Source organism: Haloferula rosea (assembly GCF_016595525.1).
In the GTDB taxonomy this organism is placed as follows: domain Bacteria; phylum Verrucomicrobiota; class Verrucomicrobiia; order Verrucomicrobiales; family Akkermansiaceae; genus Haloferula; species Haloferula rosea.
This window is the reverse complement of the sequence record NZ_JAENII010000006.1, coordinates 116,044-133,159: the sequence shown is the minus strand read 5'-3', so window position 1 is coordinate 133,159 and position 17,116 is coordinate 116,044. Positions and strand designations below refer to the sequence as shown.

The window sequence follows — 17,116 nt, the reverse complement described above, 5'->3', positions numbered from 1 at the left end:
GAAGGGCGGGGTCGCCCGATCATCACTCCCGCACCGCGCGAATGAAGTCCCGTCCCGGCATCAACTGGATCTGAAAGGTCTCGCTGAACTCATCCGCAATGAAGCTCCCATCCGCCAACGGGTCGAACGGTGCCGCTAGATCCTGCTGCCGCTCCAGGCGATAGCTAAGGCCCGGGAAGGTCTTCACGGTGAGGTCGAAGACAGGTGTCTCCGGGGTGAAGCCTGCGGCCTTGGTGAAGGACAGGATGCGGAAGTAGTCTGCGGGATCTAGCGGGTTGGTCATGTCTCCCAGTTCATCCGCATCGCTCACCCCATCGCCATCACTGTCGAGGCCGGAGTCATCGATGCCAACCGAGAACTGGGCGTAGGCCGGTTCGATGAGGTCGGGGATCTCGTCGAAGTCGGCATCGGCCAGCGTGAGGCTGCCGAAGCCGAAGGCCTCCACCGCACCCAGATCAGGCAGCGGACCGGAAGGGCGCGCATTCCCGAGTTGATCGAGGTCAGGCGTAGTGTCCAGAAGCAGCGCACCCTCGATGCTCGGCGAGCCAGGCAGCGGTGGCATGGTCAGTACCAGGCCGCCGTAGTCCCCGAGCGGAGCAAGCAGGGGGTTCCCGGTGAGGAGGTTGTTGCCGGTGAGGGTCGCGGCAGGTCCACTCAGGTTGGGGTCATTGGCGGCCAAGTTCCCCGCCACGATGCTATTCTCCAGCGCCGCTGAGCCACTGCCTCCGGTGAAGACACCGCCACCCCCGCCGAAGAAGGCCAGGTTGTCCGAGACAGTGGCGTGCGTGGCACTCATGCTGCCAGCGTTGAACACCCCTCCACCGGCCTCGGCGGCCACATTCTCCGCGATGGTGGTGTTAATCAGGGTCAGGCTTCCGGAAGGGAGATTCATGAGACCGCCTCCGTTCTCAAAAGAGAGGCTCCTCGCGATGGTGACATTCCTGAGCGTGAGTTCACCCTCGTTGATCAGCGCTCCGCCGGATTCGATCGCCTTGCCCTCGATGAGCGAGACCGAATCCAAGGTCACAAGCACCCCTTCGTCGACACTCAGAAGCCGGGATTTCCCATTCCCGGAAATGGTCACCCCTGACGTAGAAAGCCCTGCGGCGATGATGTCGAGCGACCTCGCCAGCCTGAGCGGACCACCCTCCAAGATGATCGTCTGACCTTCCAAGCTCGGATCAAACGTAATGATCGCACCTGGGGCAGCGAGATCACAGGCCTCGCGGAGAGTGATTCCGTTCGTGTCGAGCCCGTCGAACCCATCGCCAGCCGAAGTCACTACCGGTGCGGTGAAATCAGCGATGCCTGTGCCAGTTTCCACCGCCCCGATGTCCACAGCTAAACCCACCACGCGGGGAAGGCCTCGCTGATCGGCGAGGGGCAGACTCCCTGTGTCGATCCCTCCATCGATCGCGGGGCTACCTTCGAGTGGCGGCATGGTTCGAGTCGATCCACCGTAGTTGCCAAGTGGGGCAAGTTTTGGCTCACCGGAGATCAGACTATTGTTGACGGCTGAGAAATCCTCACCACTCAGGAATAAGTTCGGGTCGGACGCAGCGGTGTTCCCGGCGATGATCGAATTGGTGCAGGTGAAGGGGGAAGCGTAAACGCCTATCCCCCCAATTCCGCCAGAGGCCATATTGCCGGATATGGTGGAATTCACCATCGTGACAACTGATAGAAAACCGCATCCAACTCCTCCGCCTGAACCTCCGGGGCTGACGCCGCCCCCAGTTCCCGTGGTATTCCCCGAGACGGTCGAATTCGTCAGAACGATGGAATTGCCGGTGCAACTAATCCCTCCTCCTCCACCCCCTGCGTTACGATTCCCGGAACCTGTGGTGTTCTCCGCAACGGTACTGTCGACCAGCGTCAGATTGTCACGACAGTAGATACCACCCCCTGATCCACCAAAGCCACCCGCAGCCTCCCTTTCGGGGGCTATCCCGCCGTTACCCGCGAAGTTTCTGGAGACCTCGCTTCTCTGCAGGATAAGCCCACTCTCGCTCCAGATTCCACCGCCCGAGCCTCCATGGCCATCACCACCACTCCAGCCTTCCGATGCTGAAGAGAAGCCGCCGTCACCTGCGCCGTTGTGGGTCACTGCGCTGTTCAAGAGCATGACTGCGCCATTGGCGTAGATGCCACCACCGGCACCACCCACGCCGTTGCGGGAACGGGATCCGCTGCCGTTGTAGGAGCCACCCTTTCCGGCATGGTTTTCCGTCACCGTGCTGTTCTCGAGCGAAAGCGTTCCGTTGCAGTAGATCCCTCCCCCGGATCCGCCGTCACCGGGATCATCACTGCTGAAGTCACCACCACTGCCAGCGGTGTTGTCACGCACGAGACAGTCTTCAAGGGCGAGCGGCCCAGTGCTGTAAACACCGCCACCGTCGCCGCCGTCCGACTGGTCGAGGCCGCTACCTGCTGTGTTTCCTGATATCTCGACCCGTCGAAGCGTCAAGTCGCCTCCGTTCAAGACCCCTCCGCCAGAGATCTCACTTAACGATCCACCATCGGGCGTGTTACCGCCAGTCAACCGCAGTGAATCAAGCGTCACGACCGATCCCGCTGCCACTTCCAGCACTCGATGCCTAGTCTCCACGCCATTGGCGTCAATCGTGACTCGCTCTCCAAGAACTGATCCGTCGATCTCAAGGTTTCGAGCGATCACCAGTTGCCCGCTGGTGAGTGTAATGGTCTCGCCGGAGAGCGACCCATCAAAGGTAATGGTGGCATCGACTGCGGCACCGGCGATCGCATTGCGCAGCGAACCGGCCCCGGAATCGTTGGCATTCGCTACCGTCAACGCAGTCTGCACCTCCACCGCACCGCTGTCTGGGTTGCTGTTGACGAAACGCGGGAAACCACGCTGATCGGTCGCCGGCAGGCCACCAGTATCGAGGCCTGAGTTGATGGCCGCCGAACCGGGCAGAGGTGGCATGGTCAGGGTCGGGCCACCGTAGTCGCCGAGGGGGGCGAGCAGAGGATCAAGTGGAGCTGACTCGGTTCCGATCTGATCACTGGAGTTGAGGAGGTTCCAAGTGAACCCGGAGTCCTTACCCACCAGATTGCCCCCTTCCGAATCAATGGAGGTCGACGATTCGGCCTGGATATCAGGCCCATGGGGACTGGTGTTTCCGGCGATGATACAATTCTGGAGTTTGACTGTTTTCCCAAAAACGAAAAGCCCACCGCCGCCGAAGGTGCCCGAAACCACTGCATCGTTGCCCGTGATCGTGACATGCCTGAAGACGGCATCGGGGCCACCGTCAGCCACCGAGAAAGCCCCGCCGATGGTGGCAGAATTGTTAGTGAAAGTGCAGTTCACCACGCTCAGGGAGGACTCCACGCTCCGAACGGCTCCGCCTTGAAAGGCACTGTTGCCGCTGAAGGTACAGCCCTCGAGTGTCAGAGCTCCGCTACTGTAGATGCCTCCCCCTTGACCAGCCTCACTCAAGTCGATGCCCAATCCATTGTTGAGAAAGCTGCAATCCCGGACGGTCAGCGTGCCAAAATTTCTGATAGAGCCGCCATTCTGGCCCTCACCGTTTTCAAATGTCAGGCCCTGGATGCTTACGGTTATACCAGCCGGGATCAAAAAGTGCCGATGCGCACCTCCACCGGTAAGTGTAAGCCCGGCGGAAAGCCCTGATGCGTCAATCAATAGACTCTCTCCGAACGTGATTTGACTGGAGAGCGCGATGGTCTGACCGGAAAGGGTGGGATCGAAGGTGATGGTGGAGCCCGGCGGCGCGTCGATGATGGTCTGGCGCAACGAACCGGCGCCGTTGTCGGCAATGCTGGTCACCTGCCAGGGGACGTCGAAGAATTGGTCGCCAGCCAGGCTGCTCAGGTCCTTGTTAGATCCTTGGTTCGGCGTCGCCGCTGCCAGAGAGCCGAGGAACTGGTTGGAAAGGAAGCCATGCCCACCGCCATTGATGAAGGCGCAGATGCGGACGGGGCCGGTGGGGTTGCCGATGAGGGCAAGCGGGATTTCCCACTCGATTCCGGTGGTTGCGTCCGAGGCTCCCGAGGCATCGGAAACGCTCACTCCATCAATGTTCGAGTTGTCGATGCCCAGCCGCACTCCTTCCTCCAACTCGAAGGGCAGCGTGGTGTTTCCCGCGCCAGTCTCGCCGAGGAAGATGCCGACGCCAGGGTCGGTGGCGGTCTTGAGCCGCCCGTAGCTGGGGTAGAAATTCAACTGCGGTGCCCCTCCCGGAAAGCCGCCGGTAGGGGTGAAATAGTGGTCGGCCTCGAACCCGCTGTCGAAGGTGAGGCCGTCGAGCGCCGGGAAGGCACCATCGACATCCGGGTTGCCAGGAAGAATGACGCTCTGGCCCCCCGTGATGCTGTCGATGAAGATCTCGAGCGTGTTGAAGTTGGTCTCCAGGTTTCCTGTTAGGAGCAGGTGGAGTTTGCCGTCGCGGATCACGGCGTAGGCGGCATTGAGTTCCGAGCCGTTGGCGATCAGCGGGTCAGGATCCATATTGTCACCAAAACCAGTCGGCGCGAGCTGCACGGCCACAGGCGGGCCGTAGGCAGCGTCGCGGCTGCCATCGACGGTGATCTGCGCCTGAGCCGGGAAGAGGCCCATCAGAAAGAGGGAGAAGAGGGAGTTGCGGGGGATCATGGCCAGAGAAGAGCGGATGCTAGTATTCAGTTTCCCGTTTTTACGGATTCGTTTCAGGGTGTGACCGAATTTTCACCTCGACCCGCCTCCCAGCGCCTCGACCCGCGCCCGGTGCCAGCGGCCCGGGGGGCTGTCTTCGTCGTGGAAAACCTCTTGGTTCTGGTGCCTGCGGATCAGGTCGGTCTTGGCGGGCTTCAGCGATAACCCTAGGAAAGAAAGCAGGAACCACCGATTGCACTTAACTACCCGGATAACCAGTGAGTTGGATTGACTAGGCGACTCATCCTCTGGGGGGATCGAGATGAATTTCATAAGGAATTATAGATCCGTGCCTTCCATGTCATCAGTGGTTCTCATCTCCGAATTCAGGATTACTGCTCCAGGAGGCAGGCAGGTGAATCGATGGGGCCTTCTTGGCTGGACCCTCAATACAGACTCATCAGGATGCTGCCGGGTGCGCCTTGCAGGCCGGCGGTGGCAGCACGGGCAGCGTTCCCGTAGCGACGACCTGCTCCACCCGCACCGCTTTCCGTGCTGGGATCTCCAAAGTTCGCGTCGCCGGAGTAGGTGCCTCCGCCTGGTCCAGTGCCTGCGTTTGCACTGGAACCAGCTACTCCGCCACCTCCGTCTTCGGCCAGAGCAAGGGGAATTGCTGGGGACACTCCACCGAGTCCTGCCGGACCTCCGGCAGTCGGGACGCCCAGCAACCGAGGTCCATCGAGGATCGTCGACATGATCGACCCCGCTCCTCCCCCGCCGCCGCCAGCCACGGTCGCCAACACGGTGGAACCAAGCTTGAACTGGGTCACACCACCCGCAACGCCCGCCGCCCCAAGCGCACCCCCCATCCCACCGGAACCGACCTCAAGGGTGTAAGTTTCCCCGGGGGTGACTGGAAGCGCGATTTTTAGATAGGCACCCTCACCTCCAGAACCACCGCCGGAACCGCCGAGCTGGAGGGTCGTGAAGCTGCCAAATGGATTTGGCACCTCAATCGTTTGTCCACTGTTTCCGCTCGAACCACCACCGCCGCCGCCATTTCCCCCGCGCATGTCTAGGGTGATGGTCGTGACATTCGGCGGGCAGACCCAGCTGGAACTACCTGGGCCAAAAGTCAGCCATCCTTTGGGACTGGGTGCCCCGATAAAGGCTGTGGCTTTCACCGTGCCGTTGACTTCAAGTGCCGTGGATGGATTGGACAGACCGATTCCGACATTCCCGGTCGTGCGATGCACATTCCCACCACTCTGAGTCCATACTCCAATCGCCCCGGACAAGTCTGCCGCCGTGATCGAGCCGTCAGTGATAGCAGCCGAGCCCACCGAGCCGTCCGCAATGTCAGCCGAGCCCACCGAGCCATCCGCAATATCAGCCGAGCCCACCGAGCCATCCGCAATATCAGCTGAGCCCACTGAGCCATCCGCAATATCAGCCGAGCCCACCGAGCCATCCGCAATATCAGCCGAGCCCACCGAGCCATCCGCGATGCTTGATCCAGACACCGCATCATTTCCCAACATGCTTGCCGTGATGCCACCACTTGCCACGCCGGTGGCAAGGATAGGCGCGATATCTCCAGTCGTGGCAGTCCAAGACTCCGGTCCGGCGAGAGTGGCATACTTGAGTTGTCCATTGGTGCGGTCCGAGTAGCTGATGGCTGGGCGACCATCGATCAAGGCGAGAGCCGCCTCTCGACCAACATCGCCAACGCTGTCGATCACTTGGGGTGCCATCCAAGTTCCACCGACTGAGTCACTGGCAACCACGTAACGCAAATCGGCAGTCGGGCTGTAGTACGCAATGGCGGGACGGCCATTGATCTCCACCAGGGAAGTCGATGGGCCGTTCGCCCCTGCTGAATCCACGATAATCCGCGGCCCCCAACTCGTGCCATCACTGTTGTTGGCCCGTTTGTAGGCGAGGTCAGATGAAGTCGTGGAGCCACTGGTGTAGCTGATTGCCGGTCTGCCCGAAATCACCGCCAGCGAGGTGTAACGCCCGGCTTCGGGGCTGAATATGAATATCGCGGATCCTTGGTCCACCAGCACCCGCCCACCCCAAAACGACCCGTCCTCATTTCCCGCCCGGACGTAGTAGAGACTTTCCTCGGTGGCATCGAAGAAGCTAATGGCTGGCCGACCGTTGACGATTTCCATCGACGCGTATTGCCCGACATCGTTGAAACTCGCAACGGTTCCCGGGACTGGCCAAGTTGCACCCGTGGCATCATTGGCCCGCACGTACTTCAAGTCTCCCGCATCCGATCTGTAATAACTGATCGCCGGACGCCCGTTCACGACTTTCAGCGTGGTGTAGGTGCCAACAGAACCTGGGAAATCCACCGTCACGGGTGTGCCCCAGGTCGTGCCGGACGCATCGTCGGCGATCACATATTTCAGGTCGTCATTGGTGTCATCGAAGTAACTGATCGCAGGTCGTCCATCGACGACAGCGAGCGAATTGTAAGCCCCGACATCACCAGCAGAATCCACCACGACCGGAGGGTTCCAACTGGTCGCGCCGGCATCCACCGCGATCACAAAGGTCAAATCGCCCGTCGTCGCGTTGTACTGACTGATCGCCGGGCGGCCATCTACCAGAGCAAGCGAGGTGAACTGCCCCGAGCCAGCCGAACTGTCGGCAACCGCTGTCCCGAACGTAGGAGAATCGTTCGTGGCGGAGAAGCCCGTCGAGCTCGCGGCACCGGACAAAACCCAACCTGCCGGGAGTTCTACTTCAGGAATCGTGCCAGGTGGAAACGCCTGATCGAATGCCACGCTCACAGCGAGTTCTCCCGATGGATTCAGCGCGTAGGCATAGCTTTCTCCGGACTGCGCCGAAAGGATGGATGGGGCAAACTTGGAAGCACTGACGGCTCCATCGGCAAGCTTCGCACCGGTAATCGACCCATCCGCCACACTATCCGCCTGGGCAGCACTCAGGGCGTATCCCACCGAGGTGATCCGTTGATCGGGCACCAACTGAATGCTCCCATTGACTCCATCATCAAACCATACCCTGAGCCGGACATCATCCTGACCCGCGAAAATCGACGCAGGCACCTCCGTCATGTTTCCCAGTGCCGTGTCGCCAAGCCCCACCGCGTAGAGTCCCTTGTTCACCGGCAATGACACTGCCGCCGTGGGTTCGCCCCCTGCCGCGCCGGTCCCGTCGTTGCCCCAGTAACTTGTCGAACCCACCGCATCAACCAGCGCGAACTTGAACAAGCCGGTGCCATCAAAGTTCTCACCATTCACCGAGACGCGGCCCTGGTAGTTGATGATGGATGGAGGTGCCGCCTGCGCCGCACCACACAGACAGAGGGAGGTGAGGATCGTTGCTAGAAGTTTCATCGTGGTTTGGGAGTTTGGTGATTTTTGGGATTGGAAATGAGTGTCGAAGCGGGTCGCGTGCGTTGGGCTGACTAGGGCTTGGAAATTTCGATTCGATAGAAGTTTCGATCAGCCGGCGCGTCGCCATCCTGGATGATCTTTTCAAGCTCCTCCGTCGTGACGCTGAAGCTCGAGACCTCGGCGAACGGCGCGGTGAGATTACCGCTTTCCAACAAGTGATAAACCCGACCCGGAATCACCTTGTTGAGCTTCAGATCCAAGGTGCCGGGATTACTGAAACCTTCGATCTTGAACTGGAAGAACTGGGAGGCGTCGGTCGGATCAAATCCGGCAAGGAACTCCATCAGATTGTCGTCTCTGTCCCCGTCTGGATTTTCACCCGGTGCGGCTTCTGGATTTCCGATCCCGAAGAAATCCACCTGCCAATCATCGTCGATCCCGTCTGCGGCATAACTGCCAAAATCGTCCTCACCAACGTTGATCACAGTGAGATCGAAGCCGTCTGGATCAGCGAGGCCTGCACGGGTGCCGCCGACGTTTGCCAAGCTGTCCTTAAATACGGTGCCCGCAGTAGCCAGCCCTGCAGCACTGATCGAAGTCAGGGCATCGCTGTTGTTGACCCACTCCACTTCGGCAGGATCAAGAGCCAGCGTCGTCTGGTCGTCCATCACCTCCACCGCCGTCAGTTGCCTGGTTTGCCCTTCGTCGACTTGTGCCGGGCTCGCTCCGAGCTCCAAGGCGACGGCATCATAGATCTGCCCAACAAACCCGTGCCTCGCCACGGTCGTATCGCCCGAGATACCGACGATCCCGCCGATTGCCCCATCATTGACTACGATTCCTGCCGTGGTTCTTCCTCCACCCGCGTCCAGGGTCGCCTCCACTCCGGCATTGATCTCGGCTGTGACGAGGAAGAACTGGTCGGTTCCGGATGGCTCCGATTCGAAATTGACCGTGCCCGGTCCACCAAGGTTGCTGGTTCCTGCCGGCAAGCTGCCAAGCACCTGATTCGAGAGGAAGGTGTGATTCCCGTTGTTGATGAAGGCACAGATCTTCAGTGGCTGGGTGACACCTCCGAGGAGGTCAAGCGGGATGGAAATCTCGATCCCAGTGGAAACCGTGGAAGCCCCCGCCACCGATGCGTTGGTGATCCCATCGATATTGGAGTTGTCGAGACCCACTCGAATGGCCCGATCCAAACCCAGCCCGGTGGTCGCAGCAGGAAGGATCATGGTGGCTGGAAAGCTGGTGACTGATCCCGTGCCCTCACCAAAGCCCGTGTTCCCCAAGGTTGCGAAGCTCACAAAGAACTCCAATCCAGCCCCGAAACCCTGGTCTCCCCCACCCATGGTAAAGTAGTGGTCTGGTGCGAAATCGGAGTCAAAGGTCAGCCCCGCCATTGCGTTGAGTCCATCGAGATCGACGTCCGGGTTGTCACCCGCGAGCACGTTCTGCCCACCCGCCTGGCTATCGATGAAGACCTCCAGCTTGTTGAAGTTCGTTTCAAGGTTTCCCGCGAGGAAGAGATGCAGCTTGTCAGCACGAATCACGGCGTAGGCGGCATTCAGCTCAGAGCCGTTGGCAGTGAGAGGGGTTGCATCGGTGTTGTCGCCGAAGCCGGTCGGGGCGAGCTGGATGGCGAGAGGTTGGCCGTAGGCGGCGTCGCGGCTGCCATCGACGGTGATCTGCGCCTGAGCCGGGAGGAGACCCATCAGGACGAGGGAAAAGAGGGAGAGCGTGCGGGGATTCATGGTCAGAGAAGAGCGGATGCTAGTATTCAGTTTCCCGTTTTTACGGATTCGCTTCAGGGTGTGACCGAATTTTCACCTCGACCCGCCTCCCAGCGCCTCGACCCGCGCCCGGTGCCAGCGGCCTGGGGGGCTGTCTGCGCCGTGGAAAACCTCCTGGTTCCGATGCCAACGCAGCAGGTCGATCATGGCGGGTTTCAGCGGGAACTGCTCCGGGTGGTGGGAATACAGGTCGTTCCAGAGCGGCAGCCAGGCGTCCGGCGTGTCGAGTGAGCCGGGAGTTCCGTCCACCAGGCGCTTGCCGGCGCGGAGCTCGGCGAGGGCACGGCGGTCCTCTTGGCTGAGCCCATCCTGCCAGGTTTCGGAGGCGCGGATTTCATCGAGATCTACGACCACATAGCCTGCCCCGCGAATGGCGAGCACCGCCCGCGAGCCATCGCCGGTCGTCTTCAGATCCGCGATCACCGAGCCGCGAAGGTCCCAGCGCGGGGCGAGGTCGGTGCCGGTGCAGCGGTCCCAGAGGATCAGCTCGGCCACGTCGGAATTCGCGGTGGAAGCTGTTAGAACCCATGGCGTATCGGGGACAAAGGTAGAGTAGGAAAGCCAGCCCTTGCCCGACCGCAAGCCGGGCCCGATCGCGGAGCGGGTCGCAAGATCGACTACCGACACCCGGGTGACCCCGGAGAAAACCACTTCGCGACCATCTGCCGACATGCCGGAGCCGAGCGGCAGATGGGGCTTCAACTCGGGATCAAGGGCGATGGTTTCGCCGGTGGCCGCATCGAACAACCACTCGTCCTCGGCGCGCGCGGTAGGACAGAACAGCACGCCCCCGCGCACCGCGAGTTGCATGGTCTGACCCAGACGTTGCGGGGTTTCAAAGATTACCTCGCCCGCGGCCGGATCGATCGCCCAGACCGGCGAGCCGAATAGATTGGCGTAAAGCCGCGCTCCATCTTCGGAGAACACCAGATGCCCCTGCCGGTGCTCGGCGGAAGCCATGCCGAGCTGGAAGTCGAGCTTCAACAGCTCCTCGAATCCGCCCAGATCCGGCCTGAGCTTAAGCACCGAACCATTGCGGCAGATCACCGCGATCCACTCCTGCCCGGGGTGGTGCGCCATCGCCCACGGCTCAGAAGGAAGGGCCAGGGGCCCGGCGAGGGACTGGCCCGTGACTGCATCCCACAACTGCAGCACGCCCCCGCCACCCACCGACTCATGCTCGACCGAATCCCCCACTGCTTCGGTCCGACCGCCAGTGAGCAGGTGCGTCGTCCCGGGAAAAAATAGGCCGCTGAGGTGCTGCCTGCCCGTGTCGATCTGCGGTCCGGCCGGGGAACCATCGTCCACCCGGTAAGCCCGCGTGGCGGTGCCGGTGGGATGGGCCCCACTCCATCCCGCCGAGGCGAAAAGGCTGCCGTCGCTCGTGAATGTCAGCCGTCCGGCCTCGGGCGCGTGGATCCGGTGAAAAGGCTCCGGACGCGCCAGCCGATCAATGGCGAGATGCCCCCCGAGCGTCGAGGCCATCAGGGTGCCGTCCGGCGAAAACCCGCGCGCCGCACCCGGCAAGGCAAGCTGCCCGAGTGGCGCGCCCGCCAAGTTGTAAAGCTGTCCGTTTCCCGTGCCGTAGAAGCCGGAATCATCCTCGAGAAACAGCGCTCCACCGAAGGGCTTCGACACCCGCGCCGCGCCGGACCGGGTTTCTCCGATCATGTTGAAGCCGCCGAATAGCTCACCATCGCCGGTGAAATCAAAGGCCCGGTCGAGATGTGGCAGACGCGCGACCAGCTCCCCGGTCGTGACCCGGAAGTGGCGCATCCCCGCCCGGCCACGCACGCGGATCATTTCACCACCTTCCACGAAATCCGGCAGCAACACATCGTATCCCGCCGCCCCCTCGACGCGAAGTGGTCCTAACAGCAACCGGTTGTCGTCCGGCGTCAGCGCGAAGACCCGGATGTCATCGCCCTTGTCCACCGTCAGCAATCGATCGCCAGCGGGTGAAAAACGCGCGTAGCGCACCGGTTCCGGGTGGGCGAGCACGCCGTGGACGAAGGCTTCTCCAGCACGATCCCAAACCCGCAGCCGGCTGTCACCCGCGACCAGCCGGTTCCCCGACGCATCGCACCAGAGGCCGGTCACCTTCACCTCCGGAAACCGGATTGCCTCGACGACTTCCAAGGTGGTCAGATCGCGGACCTGCACCTGCTCCGAGCCATCCGAGATGACTGCCAACGGTGCGCCCGGCAGCAGCCACCCGGCCTGGACCGAAAGGCCGAAATCCAGTTCCTTCGCTTCCTTCAGGTCAAAGAACCCCTGCCCCACCCCGAACCAGCCCTCGTGGAGGAAGCGCGACGAATCATCGAACATCAGGCGGGCTCCCGCGCGCTTCTTCCGCGCGAATTTGCGGACCGGTAGCAACGCCGCGGAGGTGTGTAGATTGGCCCGGAGGCGGTTGGCGCGCGTGCGTTGCTCATCGTGCGCGGCGATATCCGCCGCCTCGGTGAACCACAGGGCCGCGAGCGCGTCGTGACGGCTGCGCGCGGCGGCGAGGCCGTTGTTTCGATAGGCATCAGCGAGCGCTCCAAGGGTTTCCTCGCGAGCAGTACGCTCGCTCTCCGCCGCCAGGCGTGCCCGCCCAGCCTCGCGGGAAATGAGAAGCGTGGCGATGATGCCCCCCAGAAGCATCAGCACCGAAAGCCCTACCGGCAGTGGATGCTTGCGGATGAACTTTCCCACCCGGTAGGCCAACGTCGGATCCGTGGCGCTGACCGGTTCGTGATCGAGAAAACGCCGCACGTCTTCACCCAGCGAGGTCGCCCCGCCGTAGCGCCGCTCGCGCTCGCGGGACAGCGCCTTCATCACGATGCGGTCAAGATCTCGGGCAATCCTCAAAGGCGGCCGCGCGCCGGGTTCCGACGCATGCCCCAAACGCGTGCTCGGGCGAGGCGGATCAGTATCGCGGATCAACCGCAGCACTTCCACATAAGCGATCTCACGGAACGTCTCTTTCCCCAGCGGGGGAACTCCCGAGAGCATTTCATACAGCAGCGCACCGAGCGAATAAACGTCCGAGCGCGTATCCACATCCGCCTCCGCACCGGCCTGCTCGGGGCTCATGTAGCCGGGTGTCCCGATCGCGTGCCCAGCCCGGGTGACAAAGGTCCGTCCGTCGTTCTCGGTCTCCAGTGTTTTTGCAATGCCGAAGTCGATGACCTTCGGACGTGGACCTTCAGGAGTTTCCACAACCAGCACGTTCGACGGCTTGAGATCACGATGGATGATGCCCTTGCGATGCGCATGCTCGACGGCTTCACAGATCTCCAGGAACAGCCGAAGGCGCTTCTCCAGATTCAAACTACGATAAATGCAGTAGTTTGTCACCGGCTCACCTCCGACCAGTTCCATCGCGAAATACGGTCGACCTTCCTCGGTGGCTCCCGCGTCGTACACGCGGGCAATGCCCGGATGATCCATCATCGCGAGGCTCTGCCTTTCGCTGTCGAAACGCGATACCACCTCGCGGGTGTCCATGCCGAGGCGGATGATCTTCAGCGCCACCTCACGCTCGACCGGATGGAGCTGCCGGGCCCGCCACACGCTGCCCATGCCGCCTTCTCCGAGCAGCTCTATCAGCTCGTAGGGGCCCACCGAATCACCTTCACATTCGCCAAGTCGCGGGCTGCCCCCCGTTTCCAGCAAGCCCGCCAGCAAGCAATGCGGGCACATGCCACCCGCGATGCCCTCCGGGTGAGTGGCATTGCATTTCGGGCAGGTGGTTTGGGAACTCATCAAGATTGCCTAGATTCACCAGGTTCTTTCCATCTTCGCGGAAATTGTTTCATCCGCGATGATCGGCAAGCACCCGGCAGAGGTGAGCAAGCTCGTCGCGCAGGTCCGCCTCACTACCTACCGTGTCACGGATCTCCTCCTCCACGTAGCGGCGGAAACGCTGGCGCATCTGGAAAACCGCCGAGCGCACGCCCGCGCCGCTCAGCCCCATTTCAACTGCCAAATCAGCCTCATCACCGTAGGCGCCATCGCCCATCAAGCAGCCCTTCAACTTCTCGAATACCGCCTCCCGCCCCCGCGAAGCATGGAAGCTCCTCATTCGCTCGAACACTCGCTCGATCAACGCATAGGCCCACTCGCGGTCAAATTCCTCCAACCCATCGCCTTCGCTGCTATCTTCCACCAGCCGTTCCTCGGCCCACGCCTGATCGATCCGCAGATGCTTCATGCCTCCTCCACGTTTCGCAGCATTCTCATTGCGCCAGCGCTGGGCGAGGAAGTTCGACAACGCTCCCAGCAGAAACGACCGCAGTCGGCCCTTTTCGCGATCCGCACGATCGAACGAGTCCTGCTCCAGCAATTTGAGGAAAAACGCCTGCACCGCATCCTCGGCATCCATTGGCGAAAGCCCCTTCCGCCGTGCGAAGCCATAGAGCGGATACCAGTAAGCCTTGCACAGCTCCTCGAGCGCCAACCGAGCCGCAGCGTCCTCACCTCCGCGGGCCATCGAGACGATGGTCCAGCGGGTCACCGGAAAGGTTGGGCCAGGGGAGGGGGAGTCGCTTTCCAACACGGGAGCGATCATGCAGAAGCCGCACCGATCTTCAATCCAAGTCTCTTGTGGGACTTGCGGGCCATTTTGCCCGCTGCATCCGCGCACCCGCTGGGACGACCAGCAGCCTATGTCACTGGATGAAAGGCATCGGTGACCCCCAACTCCGGCTCTTTCAGGATCAAGTCGAGCAGGCGCTGGACGACTCGCCCGCTTAGTCCACAGCCACCTCAGTTCCGGCGATGGTCACATTGAGCCGGGCGAAGAGTCTGCCGTCAGCATTCCCCAAGGAGGTTGGCACGTACACGTCGACCTGATCCACGCCGGCTTCAAAGCCATCAAGAGTCTCGATGATCACTACTCCGTCGGTGCCATCCAAGGCCGTGTTCCAACCGGCCAATGTCGTGCCATACTCGACATCAATGGTTGTGTCCGTGTCTGCCGCAGACGCGGTAGTGCGACGATACGTGAACACCAGATAATCGGAGACGGTCTCATCACCATCCGGGTCCGCCGTGAGAACCGCGGCGGTGGGAAGCTTTGTCGTATCCGGATTCACCGTGTCATTGGGTGACCCGCCAACGACCCATTCGATCCCGGTGTCGATCCCGTCCAAGTCGGGGTCAAGGCCCGGGAGACCCGTCGTTGCCGGGTCGAGGCCGGCATCCGTCACAAACGATCCGAAAGGCGTCCCTCCTGGAACCGCATCACCCCAGAGAAGCAGACCACTGATGTAGGCTAAATTGGCGTTTCCGCTTTCGATCACCCGAAGCTCGTAGGTCTTCCCAGCTTCCACCACAGCCGAATGGGCCACTTCCCCGGGCCGGGTGATCCCATTGGCGATCGAGGCCAACGCTCCCACCTCCCCGAACTGGACGTTGATGGGAAGGGCGAAGCTACTGGAGAAGTCGTGGCTCGAAACCAGATTCAGGGTACCGTCAGCCAACCCGGTAAGGACCACGCTGATGTAGGCTCCAGCCGATCCGTTGAAGGGCGTTTGGGCGAAGTCGGTAAAGAGATCTCCGGAACCCGCACCACTTCCTGCGCTGATGTTTCCGTCCCGCGAGCTGAGGGTCACTCCGACACCGGCGATGGTCTGCGAAGCTCCTTCCGACACCTCGAACTGGGTGTAACCCGCGGCCACCGGCGAACCCGAGGTTCCAAAATCGATCGCTGCCACAGGATCAGAGGGAAAGATGAATGCCCGCAGCGAGACCTGCGGTTGCGTGTTGTCGAAGTCGTTCGAAACGATGGTCAGTGTGCCTTCTATCAGCCCTTCTCCAGCGGCAGGAGTGAAGGTCACTTCAAGGTCGCCCGAAGCCCCGGGCGCGATCGGACCAGGGAAGCTGGTGATCGTGAATGCGCCAGCACCGGTGATGGCCGTGTTGATCTCATCGATCACCAGATCCGTTGCTCCACCGGTGTTGGTGATCGTCACGGTCTCCACTTGGGGGGCTGGCGGTGTGCTGAAGTCACCGAAGTCCAGACTCGCCGACCCCAAGCTGATTACCGGGTCCTCGACGTCCACGAACACGAGAATCTCTGTGGGAGACGAAGCGCCTTGATCATCCGAGCTGACTTCCAACACGAACGAATAGCTTCCACCTCCAACCGAGGGAAGGAAATCGAAAGTAATGTCTCCGGAAGCTCCGGCCGCCACGCTGGGAGGGAAGACGATGTTCGACACATCATCCGAATCCGTGCCGGATGCAATCACACCTGTAATGCTTAATGGCGTTGTCCCATCCGCACTGTCATTGGTGACGGAGACAGAGTAGCTCGTTGAGCTACCGTCGTTTACGAAGTCCTCGATGCCGTCGACCACCAGGAAGGGGCTCGCGCCGACTTCGACATCCACGGTCACCACTCTGGGAGAAGCGAGCCCTGCGTCATCGGATGCAATCTCCAAATCAAAGGTATAGCTCCCCGCCCCCGAACTCGGAGTGAAGTCAAAGGTGATTTGGTCGCTTGCCGTGGCCACGACCGTCGGAGGAAACACCAGGTTGCTTACTCCGGAGCTGTCCGTTCCGGTCGGTGTCACGCCCGAGATCGCCAAGGGAGTCGTCCCGTCACCAGCGAGATTGGAGATCGGAATCGAAAAGTTGCTCGTTGCCGTGGTGTTTGCGGACAAGCTGACGTCTGCATCCACAAGGAGAAACGGGCTAGGCACCGTCGTATCCACCGAGACAAACACGTTGTCCGCTCGGTAGAATTCGCCACCAACAGCACTGTCATTGTCGGAAAGCCGGACGAAGAGCGTTTTTCCCGTCACGCCGGAATCGGTGATGAGATGCGCTGGGACATTCTCCACCCGGTATGTGGTGCCGTTGGATGTCGCAACCTCATAGGAGAATAGGTCCGTCGGCGCTCCGTCAATGGTGTCATCGTCGGTGTAGAATACACTGAAGACCGGCCGGTCCGCCGCATCCCAGTTTGCCGCAGACCGCCACATGAACGAGCCCGTGAGGGTGTGCCCCACTTCCGGAGAGTAACCCGTCGTTTCCAGAGTGTGGGCAGCCTCCCGGTTTGCACCCATGATCAGGTTCTGGCTGCTGCCGACCCCAGAGTTGTTGTTCGTTTGATACTGGTGACTTCCAACCCAATCCTGCACCCCAATATCACCACTGTTGATGTTGGCATCATGGATACCGTTTCCCGAGTCACCATCATCGTAGTCGATCAAGATGGTCTGGCCGAAAACTGCCAGAGGCGAGAGCAGGCCGCAGGCGGCCCCAAGAAGTGGAAGTTTTTTCATCGAAGGGAGCATATTTTGTGTTTTTTCCGAAGCTACGTCCGCCCGCGCACGGAGACG

The 17,116-nt window shown here is 61.3% G+C and carries 6 protein-coding genes; all 6 read right to left on the bottom strand.

The features are described from left to right. Positions 1-22: 22 nt before the first annotated feature. The 6 genes from JIN81_RS09680 to JIN81_RS09655 all read right to left on the bottom strand — a co-directional run bounded on the left by JIN81_RS09680 (position 23) and on the right by JIN81_RS09655 (position 17,059). Positions 23-4,639: a right-handed parallel beta-helix repeat-containing protein gene (locus JIN81_RS09680; RefSeq protein ID WP_200278742.1), complete on the bottom strand. Its 4,617-nt coding sequence runs from the start codon at positions 4,637-4,639 to the stop codon at positions 23-25. Positions 4,640-5,064: 425 nt separating this feature from the next. Beyond that, on the bottom strand, positions 5,065-7,992 hold the full coding sequence (locus tag JIN81_RS19305; protein ID WP_200278741.1) for an autotransporter outer membrane beta-barrel domain-containing protein: 2,928 nt from the start codon (positions 7,990-7,992) through the stop codon (positions 5,065-5,067). A gap of 71 nt (positions 7,993-8,063) precedes the next feature. After that, the gene (locus JIN81_RS09670; protein WP_200278740.1) at positions 8,064-9,743 is read right to left on the bottom strand and encodes a hypothetical protein; all 1,680 of its coding nucleotides are present in this window, start codon (positions 9,741-9,743) and stop codon (positions 8,064-8,066) included. Between the two features lie 72 nt (positions 9,744-9,815). After that, positions 9,816-13,532, bottom strand: a complete 3,717-nt coding sequence (locus tag JIN81_RS09665; protein WP_200278739.1) for a WD40 repeat domain-containing serine/threonine protein kinase — start codon at positions 13,530-13,532, stop codon at positions 9,816-9,818. A 49-nt stretch (positions 13,533-13,581) separates the two neighbouring features. Further along, on the bottom strand, positions 13,582-14,283 hold the full coding sequence (locus tag JIN81_RS09660; RefSeq protein WP_200278738.1) for an RNA polymerase sigma factor: 702 nt from the start codon (positions 14,281-14,283) through the stop codon (positions 13,582-13,584). 235 nt (positions 14,284-14,518) lie between these two features. Next, positions 14,519-17,059 (bottom strand): choice-of-anchor D domain-containing protein, encoded by a 2,541-nt coding sequence (locus tag JIN81_RS09655; protein ID WP_200278737.1) that lies wholly within the window; start codon positions 17,057-17,059, stop codon positions 14,519-14,521. Between the last annotated feature and the right edge of the window lie 57 nt (positions 17,060-17,116).